The 20420-nt window shown below is 63.1% G+C and carries 16 protein-coding genes and 1 pseudogene; 10 read left to right on the top strand and 7 right to left on the bottom strand.

What is annotated here, in order from left to right:
- Positions 1-80 precede the first annotated feature (80 nt).
- Entirely contained in the window at positions 81-1178 is a 1098-nt protein-coding gene (alr, locus tag G3N95_RS03890; RefSeq protein ID WP_205968612.1) for an alanine racemase, read from the top strand.
- 157 nt (positions 1179-1335) lie between these two features.
- Here alr and G3N95_RS03885 read toward each other — a convergent pair.
- Positions 1336-2053: pseudogene (locus G3N95_RS03885) on the bottom strand (transposase); the annotation flags it as partial.
- 520 nt (positions 2054-2573) lie between these two features.
- Between G3N95_RS03885 and G3N95_RS03880 the strand changes: the two are divergent.
- The 5 genes from G3N95_RS03880 (at position 2574) to G3N95_RS03860 (ending at position 8661) form a co-directional block, all read left to right on the top strand.
- Positions 2574-3521, top strand: coding sequence for a lyase (locus G3N95_RS03880; RefSeq protein ID WP_241018233.1), 948 nt, complete (start codon positions 2574-2576; stop codon positions 3519-3521).
- A 557-nt stretch (positions 3522-4078) separates the two neighbouring features.
- Positions 4079-5386, top strand: coding sequence for a dicarboxylate/amino acid:cation symporter (locus G3N95_RS03875; RefSeq protein WP_205968771.1), 1308 nt, complete (start codon positions 4079-4081; stop codon positions 5384-5386).
- 13 nt (positions 5387-5399) lie between these two features.
- Positions 5400-6347 carry an amino acid ABC transporter substrate-binding protein gene (locus G3N95_RS03870; RefSeq protein WP_205968610.1) on the top strand — a complete coding sequence of 316 codons (948 nt, stop codon included), beginning with the start codon at positions 5400-5402 and terminating at the stop codon, positions 6345-6347.
- Between the two features lie 454 nt (positions 6348-6801).
- A complete protein-coding gene (locus G3N95_RS03865; RefSeq protein ID WP_241018187.1) occupies positions 6802-8166 on the top strand; it encodes a leucine-rich repeat-containing protein kinase family protein in 1365 nt (454 codons plus the stop codon).
- A gap of 210 nt (positions 8167-8376) precedes the next feature.
- On the top strand, positions 8377-8661 hold the full coding sequence (locus G3N95_RS03860) for a hypothetical protein (protein ID WP_241018186.1): 285 nt from the start codon (positions 8377-8379) through the stop codon (positions 8659-8661).
- Between the two features lie 125 nt (positions 8662-8786).
- Here G3N95_RS03860 and G3N95_RS03855 read toward each other — a convergent pair whose 3' ends face one another.
- Complete coding sequence (locus G3N95_RS03855; protein WP_205968609.1) at positions 8787-9215, bottom strand: hypothetical protein; 429 nt, start codon at positions 9213-9215, stop codon at positions 8787-8789.
- A gap of 175 nt (positions 9216-9390) precedes the next feature.
- Here G3N95_RS03855 and G3N95_RS03850 point away from each other — a divergent pair, with 175 nt between their 5' ends.
- Positions 9391-10257 (top strand): 3-hydroxybutyryl-CoA dehydrogenase, encoded by an 867-nt coding sequence (locus G3N95_RS03850; RefSeq protein WP_205968608.1) that lies wholly within the window; start codon positions 9391-9393, stop codon positions 10255-10257.
- 11 nt (positions 10258-10268) lie between these two features.
- Here the strand turns inward: G3N95_RS03850 and G3N95_RS03845 are convergent, their stop codons facing one another.
- The gene (locus tag G3N95_RS03845; RefSeq protein WP_205968607.1) at positions 10269-11135 is read right to left on the bottom strand and encodes a GNAT family N-acetyltransferase; all 867 of its coding nucleotides are present in this window, start codon (positions 11133-11135) and stop codon (positions 10269-10271) included.
- Between the two features lie 399 nt (positions 11136-11534).
- Here G3N95_RS03845 and G3N95_RS03840 point away from each other — a divergent pair, with 399 nt between their 5' ends.
- The gene (locus G3N95_RS03840) at positions 11535-14720 is read left to right on the top strand and encodes an EAL domain-containing protein (protein WP_205968606.1); all 3186 of its coding nucleotides are present in this window, start codon (positions 11535-11537) and stop codon (positions 14718-14720) included.
- Between the two features lie 188 nt (positions 14721-14908).
- A complete protein-coding gene (locus G3N95_RS03835; protein ID WP_205968605.1) occupies positions 14909-15088 on the top strand; it encodes a CsbD family protein in 180 nt (59 codons plus the stop codon).
- A 49-nt stretch (positions 15089-15137) separates the two neighbouring features.
- Here the strand turns inward: G3N95_RS03835 and G3N95_RS03830 are convergent, their stop codons facing one another.
- Positions 15138-16457: an MFS transporter gene (locus G3N95_RS03830; protein ID WP_205968604.1), complete on the bottom strand. Its 1320-nt coding sequence runs from the start codon at positions 16455-16457 to the stop codon at positions 15138-15140.
- A gap of 112 nt (positions 16458-16569) precedes the next feature.
- Positions 16570-17652 carry a tartrate dehydrogenase gene (locus tag G3N95_RS03825; RefSeq protein ID WP_205968603.1) on the bottom strand — a complete coding sequence of 361 codons (1083 nt, stop codon included), beginning with the start codon at positions 17650-17652 and terminating at the stop codon, positions 16570-16572.
- 107 nt (positions 17653-17759) lie between these two features.
- On the opposite strand from G3N95_RS03825, the gene G3N95_RS03820 reads away from it, so the two are divergent.
- On the top strand, positions 17760-18680 hold the full coding sequence (locus G3N95_RS03820) for a LysR substrate-binding domain-containing protein (protein ID WP_205968602.1): 921 nt from the start codon (positions 17760-17762) through the stop codon (positions 18678-18680).
- A gap of 168 nt (positions 18681-18848) precedes the next feature.
- Here G3N95_RS03820 and G3N95_RS03815 read toward each other — a convergent pair whose 3' ends face one another.
- Both G3N95_RS03815 and G3N95_RS03810 read right to left on the bottom strand, forming a co-directional pair.
- On the bottom strand, positions 18849-19151 hold the full coding sequence (locus G3N95_RS03815; RefSeq protein WP_205968601.1) for a hypothetical protein: 303 nt from the start codon (positions 19149-19151) through the stop codon (positions 18849-18851).
- 8 nt (positions 19152-19159) lie between these two features.
- Positions 19160-20143 carry a hypothetical protein gene (locus G3N95_RS03810; RefSeq protein WP_205968600.1) on the bottom strand — a complete coding sequence of 328 codons (984 nt, stop codon included), beginning with the start codon at positions 20141-20143 and terminating at the stop codon, positions 19160-19162.
- Positions 20144-20420: the final 277 nt, after the last annotated feature.

Raw genomic sequence — 20420 nt, 5'->3', positions numbered from 1 at the left:
TGCTCGATACGATGGTGCACTTTCCTGTTTTCAATCACATATAACGGTGCGCCGGGATGCGCGCCGGCTAGGGAGAACTCATGCCTCGTCCGATTTCCGCGCGCATTCATCTCGATGCTGTCCGGCACAACCTGCGGCTGGTCAAGCGCACGGCGGCGCAGTCGCGCGTGTGGGCCGTGATCAAGGCGAATGGCTATGGTCACGGTATCGAGCGCATCTATCCGGCGCTCGCGGAAGCGGACGGTATCGCGTTGCTCGATCTCGATGAAGCCGTGCGCGTGCGCGAACGCGGCTGGACGAAACCCGTGTTGTTGCTCGAAGGGATTTTCGAGCCCGGCGATGTGGAGATTGCGGACCGCCATCGTTTGACGGTCACCATTCACTGCAACGAACAACTCGATTTGCTGAAGGCTGCAAGGCCGAACGAGCGTATCGACATTCAGTTGAAGATGAACTCCGGTATGAACCGGCTCGGGTTCAGGCCGCACGAATTCCGGCATGCGTGGGAGCGTGCGTCGGCTGTCCCGGCCATCGGTTCGATCGGTTTGATGAGCCACTTCGCGAATGCCGACGATGGCGAAATCGACTGGCAGATCGATGAATTCGATGCCGCTACGCGAGATCTGCCCGGCACGCGCTCGCTGTCGAACTCGGCTGCTGTGTTGTGGCATCCGCGTGCGCACCGCGACTGGGTCCGGCCCGGCACGATTCTCTATGGCGCGTCGCCGACGGGTTGCGCGCGCCATATCGACGGGTCGTCGCTGCGCGCCGCGATGACGCTGGAAAGCCGGATCATCGGTGTGCAGACGCTTGCTGCGGGAGAAACGATCGGTTATGGGCGTACCTTCACGGCGGATCGTGCGATCACGATCGGCGTGGTCGCATGCGGCTACGCGGACGGCTATCCACGCCATGCGCCGGCGGGCACGCCCGTGATGGTCGATGGCGTACGCACGCGCATCGTCGGGCGCGTTTCGATGGACATGCTCACCGTCGATCTCACGCCATGCCCTGTGGCAGGTATCGGCTCGCGGGTGGAACTGTGGGGCGAACAGATCAGGGTCGATGAAGTGGCCGAACCGTCGAATACGATCGGCTACGAGCTGATGTGCGCGCTCGCGCGGCGTGTGCCGGTGAGCGTCGAGGCCGGAGTTCGCGAAGAAGTGGTCGAGGTGTGATGCACTGATGTCAGTGTATTGAATCGTGCCCAGGACACTTCGTCGGTGCTCTGCCAGGCAAAGCAATGCCCAACCCGATCACGAGCATTGAACTGCTCTGACCCGACGCAGCATCCCTCAAACGAGCAAGGTTCCCTTGCTCGTTTTCATTTGATTCGCCCTCGCATGCGAGGGCGCGCGTCGCGCGAACCTTGGGCAGCGGGCCGGTCGCGTAGCAGCAGCGGCATCAAACGCCGGTTCGCTGTCTGTGCCGCCCACTCGCAATAGGCGGCGCTGCCTAGCACCCAACCGTTGAGCGTCGACTGCATCAGGTTATCGACCTCGTGTTCGTCGAGCGGATGTGCGCCGAAATCGCGGTAAGCCTGTTGGCGCGCCACCGGCGTCTCGCCGAGCGCACGATAGAGCGGATGATCCTTGATGAAGCTATCGACACGCAGCCCGATGTGATGCGTGTAGCTCGACCATTGGTAGCTTCCCGGCTCGGCGACAAGGCGGTTGCGCACGGGCGCCTGATCGATGACCTGACTCGCGAGCAGAAAATAGCGGTCGGGTTCGATCACCGTTGCCCGGTACCCGCCGCGCCACATCGTACCTCGGCGTCCGTGGCGGCGGTTGAAGGTCTCGACATAGCGACGGCAGACAGCCTGCATCGCCATTGCCACACTCGACTCGTAGGAAGGCGTGACGAGGAACTGTACTGCGTCGGGCATCAACACCCACGCATGGACTGCCAGATCGGCGACGCGCGCGGCGTCTGCCAGGCAGGCGAGGAAGTACAGGTAGTCTCCTTCGTCCAGGAATGCGGGCCCCGAGAGCCCCTGCAAGATAACGTGCTGCGGTTGTTCTGGGACGTAGTGCCGTGCAAGCCGTGTCATGCTGAATTAACCGGAAATCCGATGTGGGAAAGCGACCCGACAGGTGTCGGACGCGTGATGCTGCGTAACCTGTAGATGGGAAGAAATTCTATAGACCGCGCGCGCGCGCGTACATCGCGAATAGGCCTTTTTTTAGGCCTCTTTTCGTCGATTTGCCCAAGTTAATCGGGCCCTTTTTGACGCTGTCGAAAAGCTGCACTGCAAGATGCTGAGAGCAGTAAAAATAGCGCCACATGAGTGGGGGTTGAAAGGAGTGGTGTTGAGCGCCAGGTCGCGAAAGGATTCTGCTGAATGGAAGCTGGATTGGCCGCGCGAAAATCACCTCGGCGCAGCCCTTGTCCGCGCCCAACCCGAGAATTCTTCCGGTTAGTGCCACAATAAGCCGGCACCAGCGTGCAAGCCAATTCTGGTTACGGAGGCGGACGTGATTCACATCGCAAACGCAGCGGCTTCAGCGGCGGTGAACGGAATCTTCGCATCCCGGTTGTTCCGATATTTCGCGTCGATTCTTGTTGGCGCGATGTTGGCAACAGGTTCAGTACAGGCGCAGTCCCCTTCGTTCGATTCGTTTGCCGTCCCCTCCGGCAGCGCACCGCACGACGTCGCGCCGGAGCCCGGCGGCGCCGTCTGGTACACCGCGCAGGCGCAAGGCGCCGTCGGAAGGCTGGACCCGCGCAGCGGCAAAACGGAGCGGGTCCCGCTCGGCAACGGTTCAGCGCCGCACGGCGTGATCGTCGGTCCGGATGGCGCAGCGTGGATTACGGATGGCGGCCTGAACGCGATCGTACGCGTCGATTCGAAGACACTCGCTGTCGCGCGCTTCCCGTTGCCCGAAGACCGACCGAACGCCAACCTGAACACGGCCGTTTTCGACAAACGCGGACACCTGTGGTTTACCGGACAAGGCGGAATCTATGGCGAACTCGACCCGCGAAGCGGCAGCATGCGCGTGTTCAATGCGCCACGCGGGCCGGGCGCGTATGGAATCTGTGTCACCCCTGACGGCAGCTTGTACTTCGCTTCACTGGCCGGCAGCTACCTCGGCCGCATCGATCCGGTGAGCGGCGCGGCGCAAGTCATCGAGCCGCCGACACCGGAACAGGGAGCACGCCGGGTATGGTCCGATTCGAAAGGACGCGTCTGGATCAGCGAGTGGAACGCGGGAAAGGTGGGCGTGTTCGACCCGGCGGCGCATCGGTGGCGCGAATGGAAACTGCCGGGCTCCGATCCTCATGCGTATGCGATATTCGTCGACGACAAAGACATCGTCTGGCTCAGCGAATGGAGCGCCAACGCACTAGTGCGCTTCGACCCGCGAACCGAACGGTTCGAGACGTTTGCGCTGCCGCGCCAGCACGCGAACGTACGCCAGATGATGGGCCGGCCGGGAGAAGTCTGGCTGTCCGAGTCCGGCACGGATCACTTGCTGCGCTACCGGTCTGGCGCAGCGGTCGTCGGCAGCAAGTGACACCACAGTGACCGTTACCGTCTCCAGGCAATTCCATGACAGAAGATCCCGATGCCGACAAACTGAAGCGCGCTGGTGGCATGGCGCCGCGGCAGATCCACGAACAGGGGCGGAAATCCGTCCAGCGGGACCGTGAGGCGCCGGCCACGCACAACTCGCCCGTGCCTGAAGGTCGATGGCAGCGGTGGGTGCGATACGTATGGGGCCGCAGCGGACGACGCTAACCGCCGGCTTGGAGAAGCGCCCGGAGAACTGGACAGCGCGTGAATGCCAATGACGACGCACCGTTGCGGAGCCGCTCGCGCAGGTTGCCTGGCTACGTGGCTACGCTACACTCTAATGGACGATCCGCCGTAAGCTGTCGAGACGGGCACGGGCTCGCGGGCCATGACGAAGCATGGACACGGTCCTTGCCGGCCCCCGAGGCGGCGGACAGGCAATCTTCTGAGTCAGCAGCCCCCGCCTTGAACGCAGTTGGCAGCATCCCGTGCAACGCATGTCGCATCCTGTTTCGACCTTTCCATCCGCAACCACATGCAGTGAATGGAGGCTTCGAGATGAACAAAAAGAATGCCGCGGCCATCTGGATTCTGATCGCGATGCTGGCAGGCATCGGAATCGGCTACATGATCTACACGAGCTTTCCGGACCGAAAGGCTGCGACCGAGATCGCGGGCTACATATCGCTGGTGTCGGACGTGTTCCTGCGTCTGATCAAGATGGTGATCGGCCCACTCGTCTTTTCTACGCTCGTCGTCGGCATTGCGCACATGGGCGACGCGGCCTCGGTCGGACGGGTGTTCGCGAAAGCGCTAGGCTGGTTCGTTACTGCCTCGCTGGTCTCGCTGCTTCTCGGCCTGCTGATGTCCAATCTGCTCAGGCCCGGCGAGAATCTCGGGTTGCCTTTGCCCGACATCGGCGCTTCGGCGAACCTGGCGACCGCCAAGTTCACGCTCAAGGACTTCGTCGGTCACATGGTCCCCAGGTCGTTCGCCGAGGCGATGTCCAACAACGAGATTCTGCAGATCGTCGTGTTCTCGATGTTCTTCGGTATCGCGCTTGCCGCACTCGGCGAGAAGGGCAAGGTTCTGGTGGCCGCGATCGACCAGCTTTCGCACGTCATGCTCAAGATCACCGGCTACGTGATGAAGCTCGCTCCGCTGGCGGTGCTCGCGGCGATGGCCGCGACGGTGGCGGTCAACGGTCTGACAATCCTGCTGAAATTCGCGGTCTTCATGGGGGATTTCTACCTCAGCCTTTTCCTGTTGTGGGCGGTGCTGACGGCGGCCGGCTTCGTTTTCCTCGGGCCACGCGTTTTCAAGTTACTGGCGCTGATCAAGGAGGCATTCATGCTTTCGTTTGCGACGGCGAGTTCCGAGGCCGCGTATCCGAAGATCCTCGACGCGCTCGACCGTTTCGGCGTGAAGCGCAAAATCTCCAGCTTCGTGATGCCGATGGGATACTCGTTCAACCTCGACGGCTCGATGATGTACTGCACGTTCGCGACGCTGTTCATCGCGCAGGCGTACAACATGCACCTCTCGCTAGGTACGCAGTTGACGATGCTGCTGATCCTGATGCTGACGTCCAAAGGGATGGCGGGCGTGCCGCGAGCGTCGCTGGTGGTGATCGCCGCCACGCTCAACCAGTTCGGCATCCCCGAAGCCGGCTTGCTGCTGATCCTTGGCGTGGATACGTTTCTCGACATGGGCCGTTCGGCCACGAACGCGGTGGGCAATTCGATCGCGAGCGCGGTGGTCGCCAAGTGGGAAGGGGAACTGATGTCAGAGGCCGAGGCTGAGGCCAACGCGGCACGAATCGACGCCGAGCTGGGCGCGACGATCGCCCATCCGGCAGAAAGCTGACAGGGGCCGAGCCATGAAGACGCAGCGATTCTGGTCGATGCTGGCCATCGCGGGGCTGCTGATGGCCGGCGCCGCAGTGCGGGCGCAGGAGGACGCGCAGACGTCACGCCCGGTTCCCGACAGCTTCGCGCCGGCGGCGCTGACGGGCACGCTGTCCAAGGTCCGAGAGACGGGCACCATCGCGCTTGGCTACCGCGAGTCGTCGGTGCCGTTTTCCTGGCTGAGCGCGCGCAAGGAGCCCATCGGCTATTCGATCGAACTGTGCAAGGCGCTGGTGTCGGCGATCGGAGATGCGGTCAATCGGACTCTGACTATTCAGTGGGTGCCTGTCACGCCCGAAAACCGCATTGACGCGGTGGTCAGCGGCCGGGTCGATCTGGAATGCGGTTCTACCACCAGCAACGTGGAACGCCAGAAACGTGTGGCCTTCTCGCCGATTATTTTCGTGGCCGGCACCAAGGTGATGGTGAAGAAAGGGTCGCCGATCGGCTCGTTCCGGGATCTCGCGGGCAGGAGGGTCGCGGTCACGGCGGGTACCACGAACGAGAAGGCGCTGCGCGATCTGGACCGGAAGTTCAGGCTCGGAATTCAATTGCAGGTGGTGCCCGACCATGCGCAGGGCTTCGCGCAGGTGGCCGAAGGCCAGGCCGACGCGTTCGCCACCGACGACGTGCTGCTGTATGGCCTGATCGCGGAGCACGCCAGCGAGCGGGGCGAGTATCGCGTTGTCGGCGATTATCTGTCGTATGACCCGTATGGCATCATGTTTCGCAAGGATGACCCGCAACTCGCGCAAGTGGTGAGGGATGCTTTCCAGGAACTCGCGGCGGACGGAGAAATCGATCGCCAATACAAGCGGTGGTTCTTGCGCCGCCTGCCGTCGGGAACCAGCCTCAACCTGCCGATGAGTGCGCAGCTTGCGACCATCATTCAGACGATGGCCGGTGGCGAGGCGCAGTGAGCGCCACGCGGTCGTGCGCACGTCATGCTATGGAAGCGTGCACTGAGTTCGATGAGCGTTGCGTGACGGTGTAGAGTCGATGACGGATCGACTCAGGACCAAACGAATCGGGCGCGCACCGCTCGTACCACCTCGTCGTACTCGACAGGCGGCTAGCTGCACAGAAGCGCTTTAAGAACTCACTCGAATGCGATTCGCGGTAATCCGCTCCTCACGCACGCGCCTGGAGGGCCGGCGAGTTCAAACGTCCAACGACATCGCGAGGATCAGTCGACACTCTGTGCGTTGAGCGCATTCCGGGATCCGCTAATGTCGGCATCGACAGCATCACCATGCAGGACCTGTACCTCCGATTAGCCGTTCTCCACGGCCGTTCCCGCTAGAATCATGACCGGTGCCGCATTGCGCTCCCGGCGCTTGCGACTTACTTGCCATTCTCCGATTCGATCTACGTTTGAAGACTGCTACCCTCGAAGAATTGCGTGACGGGCAACTCGCCGGTGCGCGACACATCAAGCTCGCCTGCGGGTTGACCGAATTTCCGCGCGAGATCTTCGACCTCGCCGACACCCTTGAGGTGCTCGACCTGTCGGGCAATGCGCTCACATCGCTGCCGGATGACCTGCCGAGGCTGCGTCATCTGCGCGTCCTGTTTGCCTCGAATAACCCGTTCACCGAGTTGCCGGCCGTGCTCGGCGACTGCGAATCGCTGAGCATGGTCGGCTTCAAGGCGAACCGCATCCGGCACGTGCCGGGGCGAGCGCTGCCGCCTCAATTACGCTGGCTGATCCTGACCGATAACGACATCGAAGCGCTGCCGGCTGAAATCGGGGAGCGTCCGAATTTGCAGAAGCTGATGCTCGCCGGCAACCGGCTGCGGTCGCTGCCCGAGACGATGGCCGCTTGCAGCCGCCTCGAACTGCTGCGCGTTTCGGCGAACCGGCTCGACGTGTTGCCCGACTGGCTGTTGCGTCTGCCTCGTCTCGCATGGCTCGCCTACGCGGGCAATCCGCTGAACGCAGCGCGCGAGCACGTCGCGCTGACCGATGCGCGGGTGCCGGAAATCGACTGGCATACGCTCGCACTTGGACAAACGCTTGGAGAGGGCGCATCCGGCGTGACGCATCGCGCGACGCGTCTCCTGAGCGACGGGCATCCCATCGAGGCGGTCGCCGTCAAACTGTTCAAGGGCGCGGTGACGAGCGACGGCTTGCCGGAACTCGAAATGGCCGCGTGTCTGCAAGCCGGCGAGCACTCGAATCTCATCCCGGTGCTCGGCAAGCTCACGGGTCATCCGCTCGACGAGCACGGCCTCGTGATGAAACTGATCCATCCGGCGTTCGGCAATCTCGCAGGGCCTCCAAGCCTCGACTCGTGCACACGTGACGTCTATGCGGCCGACGTACGGTTCGACGGAGCAGTTGCATTGCAGATCGCGCTCAGGATCGCATCGGCGGCGCAGCATCTGCATCGGCGCGGGATCATGCATGGCGATCTCTACGCGCACAACATCCTGCATGACGGCGCAGGGCACGTATTGCTCGGCGACTTCGGCGCGGCGTCCCTGCACGATATCGACGATCGCGCACGGGCGCACGCGCTCGAGCGCATCGAGGTGCGCGCGTTCGGTTGCCTGCTCGAAGAACTCGCGCAACGTTCGGCGGGAGAGGTCGATGATCTCGCCGCCGGGTTCGATGCGCTGGTCGAAGACTGTTTCGCCGAGCGCATCGAGATGCGGCCTTCATTCGACGAGATTGTCGCGCGGCTGACTGCGTTGAGCGCTTTGAGCGGAGCCGGTCGCAGCGCGATCGTCGGATAACGGTTTTGTCGAGATGGCCGCGTTGACTCAGGCCATGCCGGATCGGCTAGTGCGACAACCTGGAGCGCTCTTCGACTTGCGATGGTCTTTGCAGCGTTTCATCCGGGCGGCGCGCTGCGCGTTCCGCGTGCCGGGAAATGCATCTGATGCCTGGTATCTCGGGCGCACTGATACACGCGCCGGCTCGCGCGGGCACACGGAATCGACACGATGACGAAGAAGAACGCAGTGACCATGTGCCCAGAACTCGCGGCAATTCTCGCGAGCGAGATCGCGCAAGGCAATCGCCTGAAAGATGGGCCGAGCAAGACTGACTGGCCCCAGGCGGATTCGGTATTCGCAGCGCTTGAGTTCGATCTGCGCAGCGAACCGTCGAGTCTTCCGGAATCTGTACGGTATTCGATCTGCCGTGATCTGCAATACGGCTGGCATGACGAGTGTTATTGCAGTATTCATCGGCATTTGCTTGTTGCGGGCGAGACGCATCTGCCTTGATCTGCTGCGCCTCTTTACACAGTCAAAAACGCAACTACCGGTCTGCCCGCCTCAAGCTCCTCAAACGCCTTCGGCGACAACCTTCAGCTCCGCAAAAGGGCGGCCCGAGCCTACCGCGAAAACCGCTACGAAGATTTCTTCTTTCGCGACGAAGACTTCATGTCGATCACATCGGGCGAGCGCTTGCGCTTGCCTGGCACCACACCCATGCGCGGATCGCGTTCGCGTGCGAGTTCGACCATTTGATGCGCGATGGTTTCGAACTCGGGATCGCGCTGCGACACATACAGCCACTTGCCGAGCACGGGATGCGGCGCGAGCACGGGATACTCGTCGAGCAAGCCGGCTTGCCGGTCATGCGAGGTGCATACGACGAGCCCATTCCACGGCTCCTCGCCGCTCGCCACGGCGAGATACAGCAGTCCATCGAGATAGGCAGCCTGGAAATTGAAGAACCGCTCCCGCGAATATTCGGGGTCGCGCTCCAGCGGCTCGAAAATCCAGACGAGCGGATTTTCCTTCTTGCGTTTCGGGTTCAGATCGACAGGCTGCATGACGGGCCTTCAGTGAAATTCTTCCGATGATATAACCGCGCGCCTTGTGGGGCTCCCGGTGCGCGCGGCCGTTGCCTCTTTCACACGAATTCGCGTGAGAACCGGGTATCGTATCGTTCATGGTGCGCTGCAGCGCGCCGTCGAAACCCAGCAATTCAGGAGAAAAGGAGCAGCAATGGCAAAGAAGGTCGAAACAATCGGCATCGTCGGCGCGGGCACGATGGGCAACGGCATCGCTCAGGTGGCGGCCGTGGCGGGCCTCAAGGTCGTGCTCATCGACGTGACGGACGCCGCGCTCTCGAAGGGCGTGGCGACGCTCACCGGCAGTCTCGCGAAGCTCGTCGAGAAGGGCAAGGTCGAAGCGGCGGCACGCGATGCCGCGCTCACGCGCATCGAAACGTCGACCGACTATCAGCGCCTCGCGGGCGCGGACATCGTCGTGGAAGCGGCGACCGAGAACGCCGAACTGAAGGTCCGCATTCTGAAGCAGATCGAATCCGTCGTGAGCGACGAGACGATCGTCGCGTCGAACACGTCGTCGATTTCGATCACAGCGCTGGCCGCGACGATCGGCAAGCCGGAGCGTTTCGTCGGCATGCATTTCTTCAACCCGGTGCCGCTGCTGCCGCTCGTCGAAGTGATCCGCGGCGTGCAGACCAGCGACGACACCGCGACGGCCGTGCGCGAGTTGACCGAGCGCCTCGGCAAGACTCCCGTGAGCGTCAAGAACGCGCCGGGCTTCGTGGTCAACCGCATCCTCGTGCCGATGATCAACGAGGCGTTCTTCCTGCTTGCGGAAGGCACCGCGACGGCGGAGGAGATCGATGCGGGCATGCGTCTCGGTGCGAACCATCCGATCGGGCCGCTTGCGCTCGCGGACCTGATCGGTCTCGACGTGTGCCTGTCCGTGATGGACGTGTTTCTGAAGGACTTCGGCGATTCGAAATACCGTGCGTGTCCGCTGCTGCGCGAACTCGTCGCGGCGGGGCGTCTGGGCCGCAAGACGGGACACGGCGTGTATCGCTACGATCCGAAGCACTGAAGCATTGCGCGTCATCCGAGTTCGAACGTGGTGACGCCATAAAGCCGCGTAAGCGGAAGGTCCGGCGCGTGCTTCGTGTACATGCGCGCCGTTTCGAACACGCTCGTCAGGCGATGCCGCTCTGCGAGCGCGACGGCCGCCGGGTTCAGTTCGGGCACGTCGAGCGCCACGACCTCGTTCGGGCAACGCGCGACGAGCGCCGCGAACAGGGCTTCGGCGATCCGCTTGTCATCGGCGAATAGCGGCCCGATCTTGCGTCCTTCGCGGCAGCGTCGAAGGACGCCATAGCCGCGAATCCGACCGTCGCCGATATAGGCGAGTGCCACTGAATCGGGTTGATCGATCCACGCGCGCAAGAACGCTGCACGCGGCGCAGGAAAGAAGCGCCCGTCATACGATGCGAATTGCTCGAATGGCAACCCATGCACATCGACTAACGCAGCCTCGTCGCGCGAAGGGTCGGCTTCTGCGATTCCCTGAAAGCGGATGTTCCGGTACGCGAGTTCGAAGCCCGACTTTCTGTAGTTCGGCTGCTGCGCAACCACCCCGTCGAGTCCGATATTGCGCGTGCCGAGATAGTCGATGCCATGCTGCCAGATGCGCAAGCCGAACCCTTTGCCGCGAAACTCCGGCCTCACGATATATAGTCCGATGAAGCCGAAGTGCCCGTCATAGGCGATGGCCGAAATCGAGCCGACCGGTTCGCCCCGCCATTCGCCGATGAAGAACCCATTCGGGTCGGCGCAGCGGAAGCAGGACGCGTCGTGCAAGCCGGGATTCCAGCCTTCCCGCGCGGCCCATTCGATCGCGAGATTCACTTCGTCGGCGGTCATCGTGCGGACGACGAAGTCGCGTGCCGTGTCCGGCGCCTGTTCCATGATGTCTCCTTACCCGGGTCCCATGCACGCCAGTGCGGTCGAGGCTGAAAGCCGTGTCGCATGAAGAGGTCATCTCAAGCCGCCTATGATGCCGCCAAAACCGATTTCACGTCGGCATGCGAATGGTTGCGTCGTCAAGTCAACGACGTTGAAAAACGCGCATGAAGCGTGATGCACGTTGGTGCGGATCGATCGAAAAGGCCTTGTTTTCTGCACCTGCGCGCAGCATTTGCGCACCGTCGAAGGGATTATTCAGCAAACGCTAAAGTCGCGAATCGACCCGCCGATATGCCGTAGTGGCGAGCGGTTCCATGGAAGCCGGCGCGCCACTTTCTCTCCTACCTTTGACCGGGAGTGCGGTGTGACTCGTTCGATGTCGTACGCAGTGGCGCGCATGCCATGAAGCGCAATCTATTCTTCCGCCTGCTTGCGCGTTTGCGCGTGGGACGCAAGCTGTTGCTGATCTATCTGCTCGATCTGAGCGCGGTGGTGTACATCAGCGGCATTCTGATCCACGAGAAATACATTTCGATCGACTTTTCGAACAAGGAGATCGTCGGTAACGCCTATATCGGCACGGTAAGCGATGCGCTGATCGACGTCGCGATGGCGGGCGCGGGGCGGCGTCCGCCCGCTGCGCGTCTCGAAGCGGCACAGACGGATCTCACGCACACTGAAGCGCGCTATGGCGCACATCTGCAAAGCGCGGAGCTGAATGCGCGTGTGCGCGCGGCGCTCGACGTGCTGGCTCGCGAATCGCAGCCCACCGCCGCACAGATCAACGAAGCCCTCGACGCATGCCGCGAACTCGTGACGCGCGTCGGCAATCAATCGAACCTGATACTCGATCCCGACCTCGACAGTTACTACGCGATGTCGCTGTCGATCCTGCGTTATCCGGCACTGCTCGAATCGGTGAACCGCATCGGCAGGCAGTTGCACGAAGGCGCGCACGCAGCGCGCTCGCACGACGAATTGCGCACGCGCTATCTTGTTCTCGAAGGGCAGCTCGATGCCGTGCTGCAAGGCATGCGCTCCGACTTTTCGGAAGCGGGCGCGGCGAATCATGCGCTCGATTCGGCGCTCGGGCCTTCGATGGCCCGCATGCTCACCGCCGTCGAGTCGTATCGTCATGCGGCGCGTATTATCGTCGACAGCAATGGCCAGGTCGATCCCGCATTGCTGTCGATCGTCGACGTGCAGCAGCAAACACTCGTGGCCAGCGTGCGCGACACCTGGCGCAGCACCTCGGTCCAGCTCGACGGCCTGTTGCATGCGCGCGTGCGCGGACTATTTTCGCGTATGTGGCTGCATCTCGGCACCGCACTCTTCCTGTTGTGCAGCATTCTCGGCATGGTCTATTTCGTCGCGCAGCAGATTTCCCGGCCGCTGCGTCAACTCGCACGCGTGATGGACACCGTGCGCAGGACGGGCGATCACGGGGTCCGCGCGGACTGGCATAGTCAGGATGAAATCGGCCAGCTCGTGCGCGGTTTCAACGACATGCTCGAACAGCTCGACCGCGAGCGCGATGTACAGAAGGAACTCGCGGCGACGGCGCGCGCGTCTGCCGCGCAGCATGCACTCGTCGAATCGACGCCCGTGCCGATGATGGTGACGGCCGTCCCCGGTCATGAAGTGCTGCACGCGAACCAACCCGCGCTGTACTGGCTCAACGGCTGTACGACGGACCCGTGGGCCTATGGCCTCGATTCGTCGGTGCGCGCGCGTTTCTTCCAGCAGTTGTCCGATCGCGATGCCGTCGACGAGTTCGAAGTGCGCTGGAAAGCGAGCACCGAACCGACATGGGCGATGCTGTCCGCGCGGCGCCTGAACTTCCAGGGCCGCGACGCCGTGCTGACAGCCTTCACGCCGATCAACCAGATCAAGCTGATGGAGCAGCGGCTCGAATTGTGGGCGAAGGTGTTCGAGGCGTCGTCGGAGGCGATCCTGATTCTCGACCAGGAGCGGCGTCTGTTGACGGCCAATGCGTCGTTCTATCGTGCGACGGGTTATCGCGCCGAAGATATCGCGGGCAAGCCGCCGGCGTTCATCGTCGCCGGCGCGAACGGCGGCACGGTGATCACGGCGCTCGCGACGCTCGTCGACCGCTCCAGTTCATGGAACGGCGAAGCGCAGATCCGGCGGCGTCAAGGCGGCGACTATCCGGCATGGCTGATGATCAGCGCGGTGCGCGACAAGCGCGGCAGCGTCTCGCACTACATCTGCACGCTGATCGATATCACCGATCGCAAGAAGAGCGAGGCGCGCATCGAGTTTCTGGCGGAGCACGACGTATTGACGGAGTTGCCGAATCGCGCGCTGTTCACGAAGCGCCTGGGCGTCGTGCTAGAAAACGCGAAATACGCGCAGCAGCGCGTGGCCGTGCTCTTCATCGACCTCGACCGTTTCAAGGACATCAACGATTCGCTCGGCCATCATATCGGCGACGGTCTGCTGCGTTCCGTGTCGCGGCGGCTCGTGCAGGCGGTGCGCAGCGGCGACACCGTGAGCCGTCTGGGCGGCGACGAGTTCACGATGATCCTCGCCGATGCGGGCAGCGCCGCCGATGTCGCGCGCACCATCGACGAACGTTTGCTGCCGCTCGTGCGCGAGCCGCATGCGATGGGCGGCGTCACGCTGCAGGTTGCGTGCAGCGTGGGCGTCGCGCTCTATCCCGACGACGGCACCGACATCGAAACGCTGATGCAGAATGCCGATGCCGCGATGTATCAGGCGAAAGCGGCGGGGCGCAATCTCGTGAAGTTCTTTTCGCCCGATATGGCAGAACGCGCGCGTCAACGGCTCGCGCTCGAAGCCTGCATGCGCACCGCGATCGAGCGGCGCGAATTGCGCCTCGCGTATCAGCCATGTCTCGACGCGCAAACGGGCGCGCTCGTCAGCGTCGAGGGCCTGTTGCGCTGGACGCATCCGCAACTGGGCGCGGTGACGCCGGCGCAGTTCATTCCGATCGCCGAAGAAACGCGGCTCATCATTCCGATCGGCGCGTGGGTCATCGACGAAGCGTGCAGGCAGCTCGCGCGCTGGCGTGATGCGGAGATGGGCGAGCTGCGCATGTCGATCAATCTGTCGGCGATCCAGTTGCGCGACGCCGATCTCGTCGAGACGTTGCGGCACAGTCTCGCCACGCATGGCGTCGCGCCGCAGCGGCTCGAACTCGAGATCACCGAAACGGTGTTGATGGATAGCGCGGAGAATTATCTCGACGCGATTCGTGCGATCCGCGCGCTGGGCGTGAAGCTGTCACTCGACGACTTCGGCACCGGCTATTCCAGCCTCAGCTATCTGAATCGCTTTCCGCTGGATCGTTTGAAGATCGACAGAGCGTTCGTGCGCGACATGCTCGATGCACCCGCCGATCTTGCCGTCATCAAGGCAATCATCGAGCTTGGACATGAACTCGGTCTGCGCGTGGTCGCCGAGGGCGTGGAAAGCGAAGATGAAGCGAATACACTGCGCAGCATCGGTTGCGACGAGTTGCAGGGGTTCCTTTATTCGGCGGCGTTATCTGCTGACGAACTGGAAACGTGGGCTGAGCAGCGCATCGAGGCGAATGTCGAATGAAGGCGCCGTCTGCCTGTGTGGGTACAAGTTACCTGCGCTTTGTCATGACGACGCGTTCATTTTGACCTTAGGAATGCGCTGTGTTCGTCAATATGCAAGGCAATGCGCCGCTCTCGCATGGCTTGGCGCGTGAATTGCGTGCTGCTCGCTTTGATGGCGCCGACGCGCCAGTCGACAGGGAGAGCAATATGAACCGCGATCAGCTGAAGGGTGTGGCGCAGCAGGTGAAGGGCAAGGTCAACGAGGTCGTGGGCAAGGCGACCGGCAATCGTACGCAGCAACTGAAAGGCGATCTGCAACAGGCGACGGGCACGGCGCGCAAGGCATACGGCGACGGTAAGGCAAAGATCAGAAAGTTGGGCCGGTAACGTCGATTCTTCGTGCCGGCCCGTCCGTCATGCGTTGAACATCGGGCGATCAATGATCGTGCCGCATGCACCCCGTCACCGGCTGCTGCGCGGCCTTGCGGCTCAGCAGCAGCGTGACGGCTGCGGACACGGCCAGCGTGGCGCCGACCACATACAGGCCCGCTGAGTAGCCGCCCGTCACGTTCTTGAGCCAGCCTATCGCGAACGGACCGACGAAGCCGCCGAGGTTGCCGACGGAATTGATCATCGCGATACCCGCTGCCGCGCCCGCGCCGGAGAGGAACATGCTCGGCATTGCCCACAGCGGTGCCTTCGCCGCGCTGATGCCCACATTGACGACGACCAGCGCCAGCACGATCAATAACGCGGTGCCTGCCTGACCCGCGAAGATGAAGCCGATGCACGCCAGTGCGCATGGGATGACGACGTGCCACGTGCGCTCTTCCGTCTTGTCGGAGTGCCGCGCCCACAGCACCATCGCGATCACGGCGAGGATGCTCGGAATGCCCGTGAGCAAGCCCGTTTGCAGCGCGCTGAAGCCGAACTGCCTGATGATCAGCGGCGCCCACAGTCCCAGCGTGTACAAGCCCGCCGACGTGCCGAAGTAGATCAGCGCGAGCGCCAGCACACGCGGATCGCGCAGTGCACTCAACGCGCCGGCCGTGTGGCCCGCGTGACCTTTGCGCTCGTCGGCCTCGGACTTGAGCTTCGCGATCAGCCATGCGCGTTCGTCGGCTTGCAGCCAGTGCGCTTTCGACGGCGTGTCGGTGAGGAACTTCAACACCACGAAGCCGAGCACGACGGCAGGCAGCGCCTCGATGATGTAGAGCAGTTGCCAGTCGGCGAGACCGAAGATGGGCGGCATCTGCATGATCGCGCCGGAGAGCGGCGAGCCGATGGCCGTCGAAATCGGCGCCGCGGCCATGAACCATGCGGCGGCTGCCGCGCGCTGCTTCGCCGGAAACCAGAGGCTCAGATAAAGAATGATGCCGGGAAAGAAGCCCGCTTCCGCGACGCCCAGCACGAAGCGCAACACATAGAAGCTGGTCGGTCCCGTCACGAACGCCGAGGCGGCCGAGATGATGCCCCACGTCACCATCACGCGCGCGATCCAGATTCTGGCGCCCACGCGATGCAGAATGAGATTGGACGGCACCTCGAACAGAAAGTAGCCGATGAAGAACAGCCCGCCGCCGAGGCCGAATGCCGTCGGCGAAAGGCCGATCGCCTTGTTCATCGTCATCGCCGCGAAGCCGACGTTGACGCGATCGAGGAAGCTGACGAAGTAAAGCAGCATCACGAACGGAATGATCCGCCACATGAGCTTGCGCGAGACTCGCGCTTCGAGTGCTTCGAGTTCCGGTTGCATATGTCTCCTCCTTGGAGGTTAGCCGGACTGTGCCGGCATATTCGGGCTTCGCGCGTCGTCTGCCGTTTGCGGTCAGTTGTTGTTGTGTGCGCGAAGCCTGCGGGCGGACGTGTTACGCGGCCACGGCTGCTTTCTCGACGAGCGCGCACACGGCCGCCGTCACTTGCGCCGTCGTCGCCTTGCCGCCGAGGTCGCCTGTATGCAGCGAGGTGTCGGCCGTCACCGTTTCGATGGCGCTCATCACGCGTTTCGCCGCTTCGAATTCGCCGAGGTGTTCGAGCAGCATCACGACCGACCAGAACGTGCCGATCGGATTCGCAAGGCCCTTGCCCATGATGTCGAATGCCGAACCGTGGATCGGTTCGAACATCGAGGGATAACGGTGTTCGGGGTCGATGTTGCCGGTCGGCGCAATGCCCAGGCTGCCCGCGAGCGCGGCGGCGAGATCGCTCAGGATGTCGGCGTGCAGGTTGGTCGCGACGATGGTGTCGAGCGAAGCGGGGCGGTTGATCATGCGCGCCGTCGAGGCATCGACGAGTTCCTTGTCCCATTTGACGTCGGGGAACTCTTTCGAAATCTGCAGCGCGACTTCGTCCCACATCACCATCGCGTGGCGTTGCGCATTGCTCTTCGTGATGACGGTAAGCAGCTTGCGCGGACGCGACTGCGCGAGACGGAACGCGAAGCGCATGATGCGCTCGACGCCGGCGCGCGTGAGGATCGACACGTCGGTAGCGGCTTCGATCGGATGACCCTGATGCACGCGGCCGCCCACGCCCGAGTATTCGCCTTCGGAGTTTTCGCGGACGATCACCCAGTTCAGGTCTTCGGGCGTGCAGCGTTTCAGCGGCGCGTCGATGCCGGGCAGGATGCGCGTCGGACGCACGTTCGCGTACTGGTCGAAGCCCTGGCAGATCTTCAGGCGCAGGCCCCACAGCGTCACGTGATCGGGCACATCGGGATCGCCCGCCGAGCCGAACAGGATCGCGTCCTTGTCGCGAATCGCGTCGAGACCGTCGGCGGGCATCATCACGCCATGCTCGCGGTAGTAGTCGGCGCCCCAGTCGAAGTTCTCGAACTCGAAGCGCAAGCCGTTGCTCGTGCGCGCGAGCGCTTCCAGCACTTCCTTGCCGGCCGGTACGACTTCCTTGCCGATGCCGTCGCCGGGGATCGTTGCAATGCGATAGGTCTTCATGTCTCACTCCTCGAATGATTTGGAATGAGACCGACTTTACCCAACTGGGAACGCAGTAACCGGTGCTAGACTCAAAGCATCTTTAACTTCAGTTCATCAATCGCACCGTGACCGACACTGTTCAACCCACCGATCTGAGCTTTTTTTCGACGCTGGCGGCCTCGGGCAGTCTGAGCGCCGCGGCGCGCGAGCTGGGGTTGACGCCCGCCGCCGTGAGCAAGCGGTTGACGCAGATGGAGCAGCGCGCGGGCGTGCCCCTCGTCAACCGGACCACGCGCCGGATGATGCTGACGCCGGAAGGCGAGGTGTATCTGGAGCATGCGCGTCGGATCCTCGATGAAATCGACGCGCTGTCCGAACTGCTGGGCAGCGCGAAGAAGAGTCCGAAGGGGTTGCTGCGGGTGAACGCGACGCTCGGCTTCGGGCGCAGTCACGTCGCGCCGGCGATCTCGCGCTTTGTCGTCCGCTATCCGCAGGTCGCGGTGCAATTGCAGCTGTCGGTGACGCCGCCGCCGCTCACCGACGATGCGTTCGATGTCTGCATCCGCTTCGGCGAGCCGCCCGACAGCCGCGTTGTCGCGCGCCGGCTCGCGCCGAATCGAAGGCTGCTGTGCGCGGCGCCGTCGTACATCGCCGGATACGGGGTGCCGCTCGCGCCGCACGATCTCGTGCGGCACAACTGCATCGGCATACGGCAGGGCGACGAAGCGTACGGCATATGGCGTCTCTCGACGGGACGCGGCGCCGCGCGCAAGACGGAGGCGGTGCGCATCAACGGCAATCTGACGACCAACGACGGCGAGATCGCAGTGAAGTGGGCGCTGGAAGGGCACGGCATTTTGATGCGCGCGGAGTGGGACATCAACGAATATCTCGCCGATGGCCGGCTCGTGCAGGTGCTGCCCGCGTATGAGACGCCGGGCGCGGATATCTTCGCGGTGTATTCGCAAAGGCATCAGATGTCGGCGCGGATCCGGACGTTTGTGGATTTCATCGCGGGGGAGTTGAGGGCGGCACGGGAGGGGTAGGGGGCCGCTGGCCAGGGCCATCGTGCGAAGCGTCATCGTGGGCAAGATGGAGGAGTTCGACGCGTGTTTCAGGCTGGCGGCGATGCTATGCACGAGGCCGCCCCGGTAGAGGGCGGCGATTCTCGGCAAGACGTCGTTGCCTGTCGGATTGCACCGCCGGCTACTCCCTCAGCCGTGGTGCGTTCCCCACAGCCATTCCTTGATCCGTTGTAGGACTTCCGGCGGCGGAACATGCGTGCCGTTGAAAAAGTTGCGGACCGTATCCGGAGTCAGGTCAGGGAAACCGTCATGAATCATCTCCTGCTGAAGGCGTGCAGGAGTGGGTCCCTCGCCGTGGATCCAGTCCAGGATCGCTTGGTCGCCTGGCTGAGCCTCAAAATTCACGCCGGGACGGGTGCGTTGCAGCACATCTCTCAGCTGGGCGCTGCCCCAGCCGAGATCGTTCAGCCACTGGCTGACGCGCGACTGCACCTGGGCGGTTATTGGACGGTCGTGGGTGCAATACCCGCTGCATCACTCAGCGCCTGATCCAGCTCGCGGTCGGCCTGCGCCCATTGCTCCGTAAGCGTTTTCTGTTCGTTCGCGATGGCGGTCTGAACGTCACGCTGCATCTGATGACGCAGGCTGGCGGCCTGTTTGAACAGCGCCTCGCGTTGCCCGGGCGTCTTTGCTTCATTGAACTGCTGTCCTAACCGCCTGAGCTGGTCAGCCTGGTTCTGCCCCGCCGCCCCCAGCAGACCCGTGCCATAGGGCGGCGTGAACTCTAGCTGCATGCGCTGCGCCGGATCGCCCATGATCTTCTGGTACGCGGCGTTCACCGGCTTCTGCACGTTGTCTTGAAGCGCCGTCGCGATCTTCTGGCGCGCTTCAGGCGAAGTCGTCTCACCGTACTCGCGGATCGCGTCGTTCAGTCTTTCGCGGTAGCGGGCACGCGCAGTCGGCGGCAATGCGTCGATCTGCTGGTTGATCAGGTTGATCTGCTTCACGAACAGCACCTCGTCCTCCGGCATGCCGCGCATCCGGTCGGCCTGTAGCGCACCCTCGCTATTGGCATTGTCGGTGTCGGTCGGATGGTCGTTGACGTCCTCGTATCTGTCGAGCAGATGCTGGGGTTCCGTGGGTGGAATGTTCGCGTTGGCGACCGGTGTGCCGCTAGAAACGGTCGACGCGCCGGCCGGTTGTGCCGTCAGCGGTGAGCCATCGCTGATCTGGCTGAGCGTCGAGCGAGACGGTCGCGCTCGCGCGGAAGCATTCGATGTCTGCTGCTTCTGCATGACCGGCGCGGAAGCCGGATCGCCATGCTGCGCCGCGCCTTCATTCGGCTCGTTATGGCGGTCCTGATCGCGCGACGCAGGTGCCGCATCCGCCCGCGGATGGTTGTCATCAGCTCCGCTGCGGTCCTGTTCGTTGTCGTCCTGCTGAGCCGCCCAATGCGTGTTGCGACTTGCGCTTGATACGTCCATTCGATTCTCCCGGGAACGGGCATGATCGCCCGACTTCGGCCATGCGGCGACGCCGCTGGTCCATACGCCAGCGGCAATCCGCGCTACGGTGTCGGCCAACGTTGGAAGTCAGTCTGCTCTGCGCGCTTTTATCCCGGGTGGTAGCCGGGTGTTTCGCATCCGTCGAACAGTCCGCTGCAGGTCCAGACATCGCCGTGCCGCGTGCGGACTGGCCTTCGCTCGGTGCTGGAACGCAAGACGAAAATCTCGGGCTGCCAATGGGCGGGGTGGGGGATAC

Origin of the sequence: Paraburkholderia sp. Tr-20389, assembly GCF_017104565.1 — a bacterium.
Lineage (GTDB): Bacteria > Pseudomonadota > Gammaproteobacteria > Burkholderiales > Burkholderiaceae > Paraburkholderia.
The sequence above is the reverse complement of the archived record's forward strand: the minus strand, read 5'-3'. Positions and strand labels throughout refer to the sequence as shown.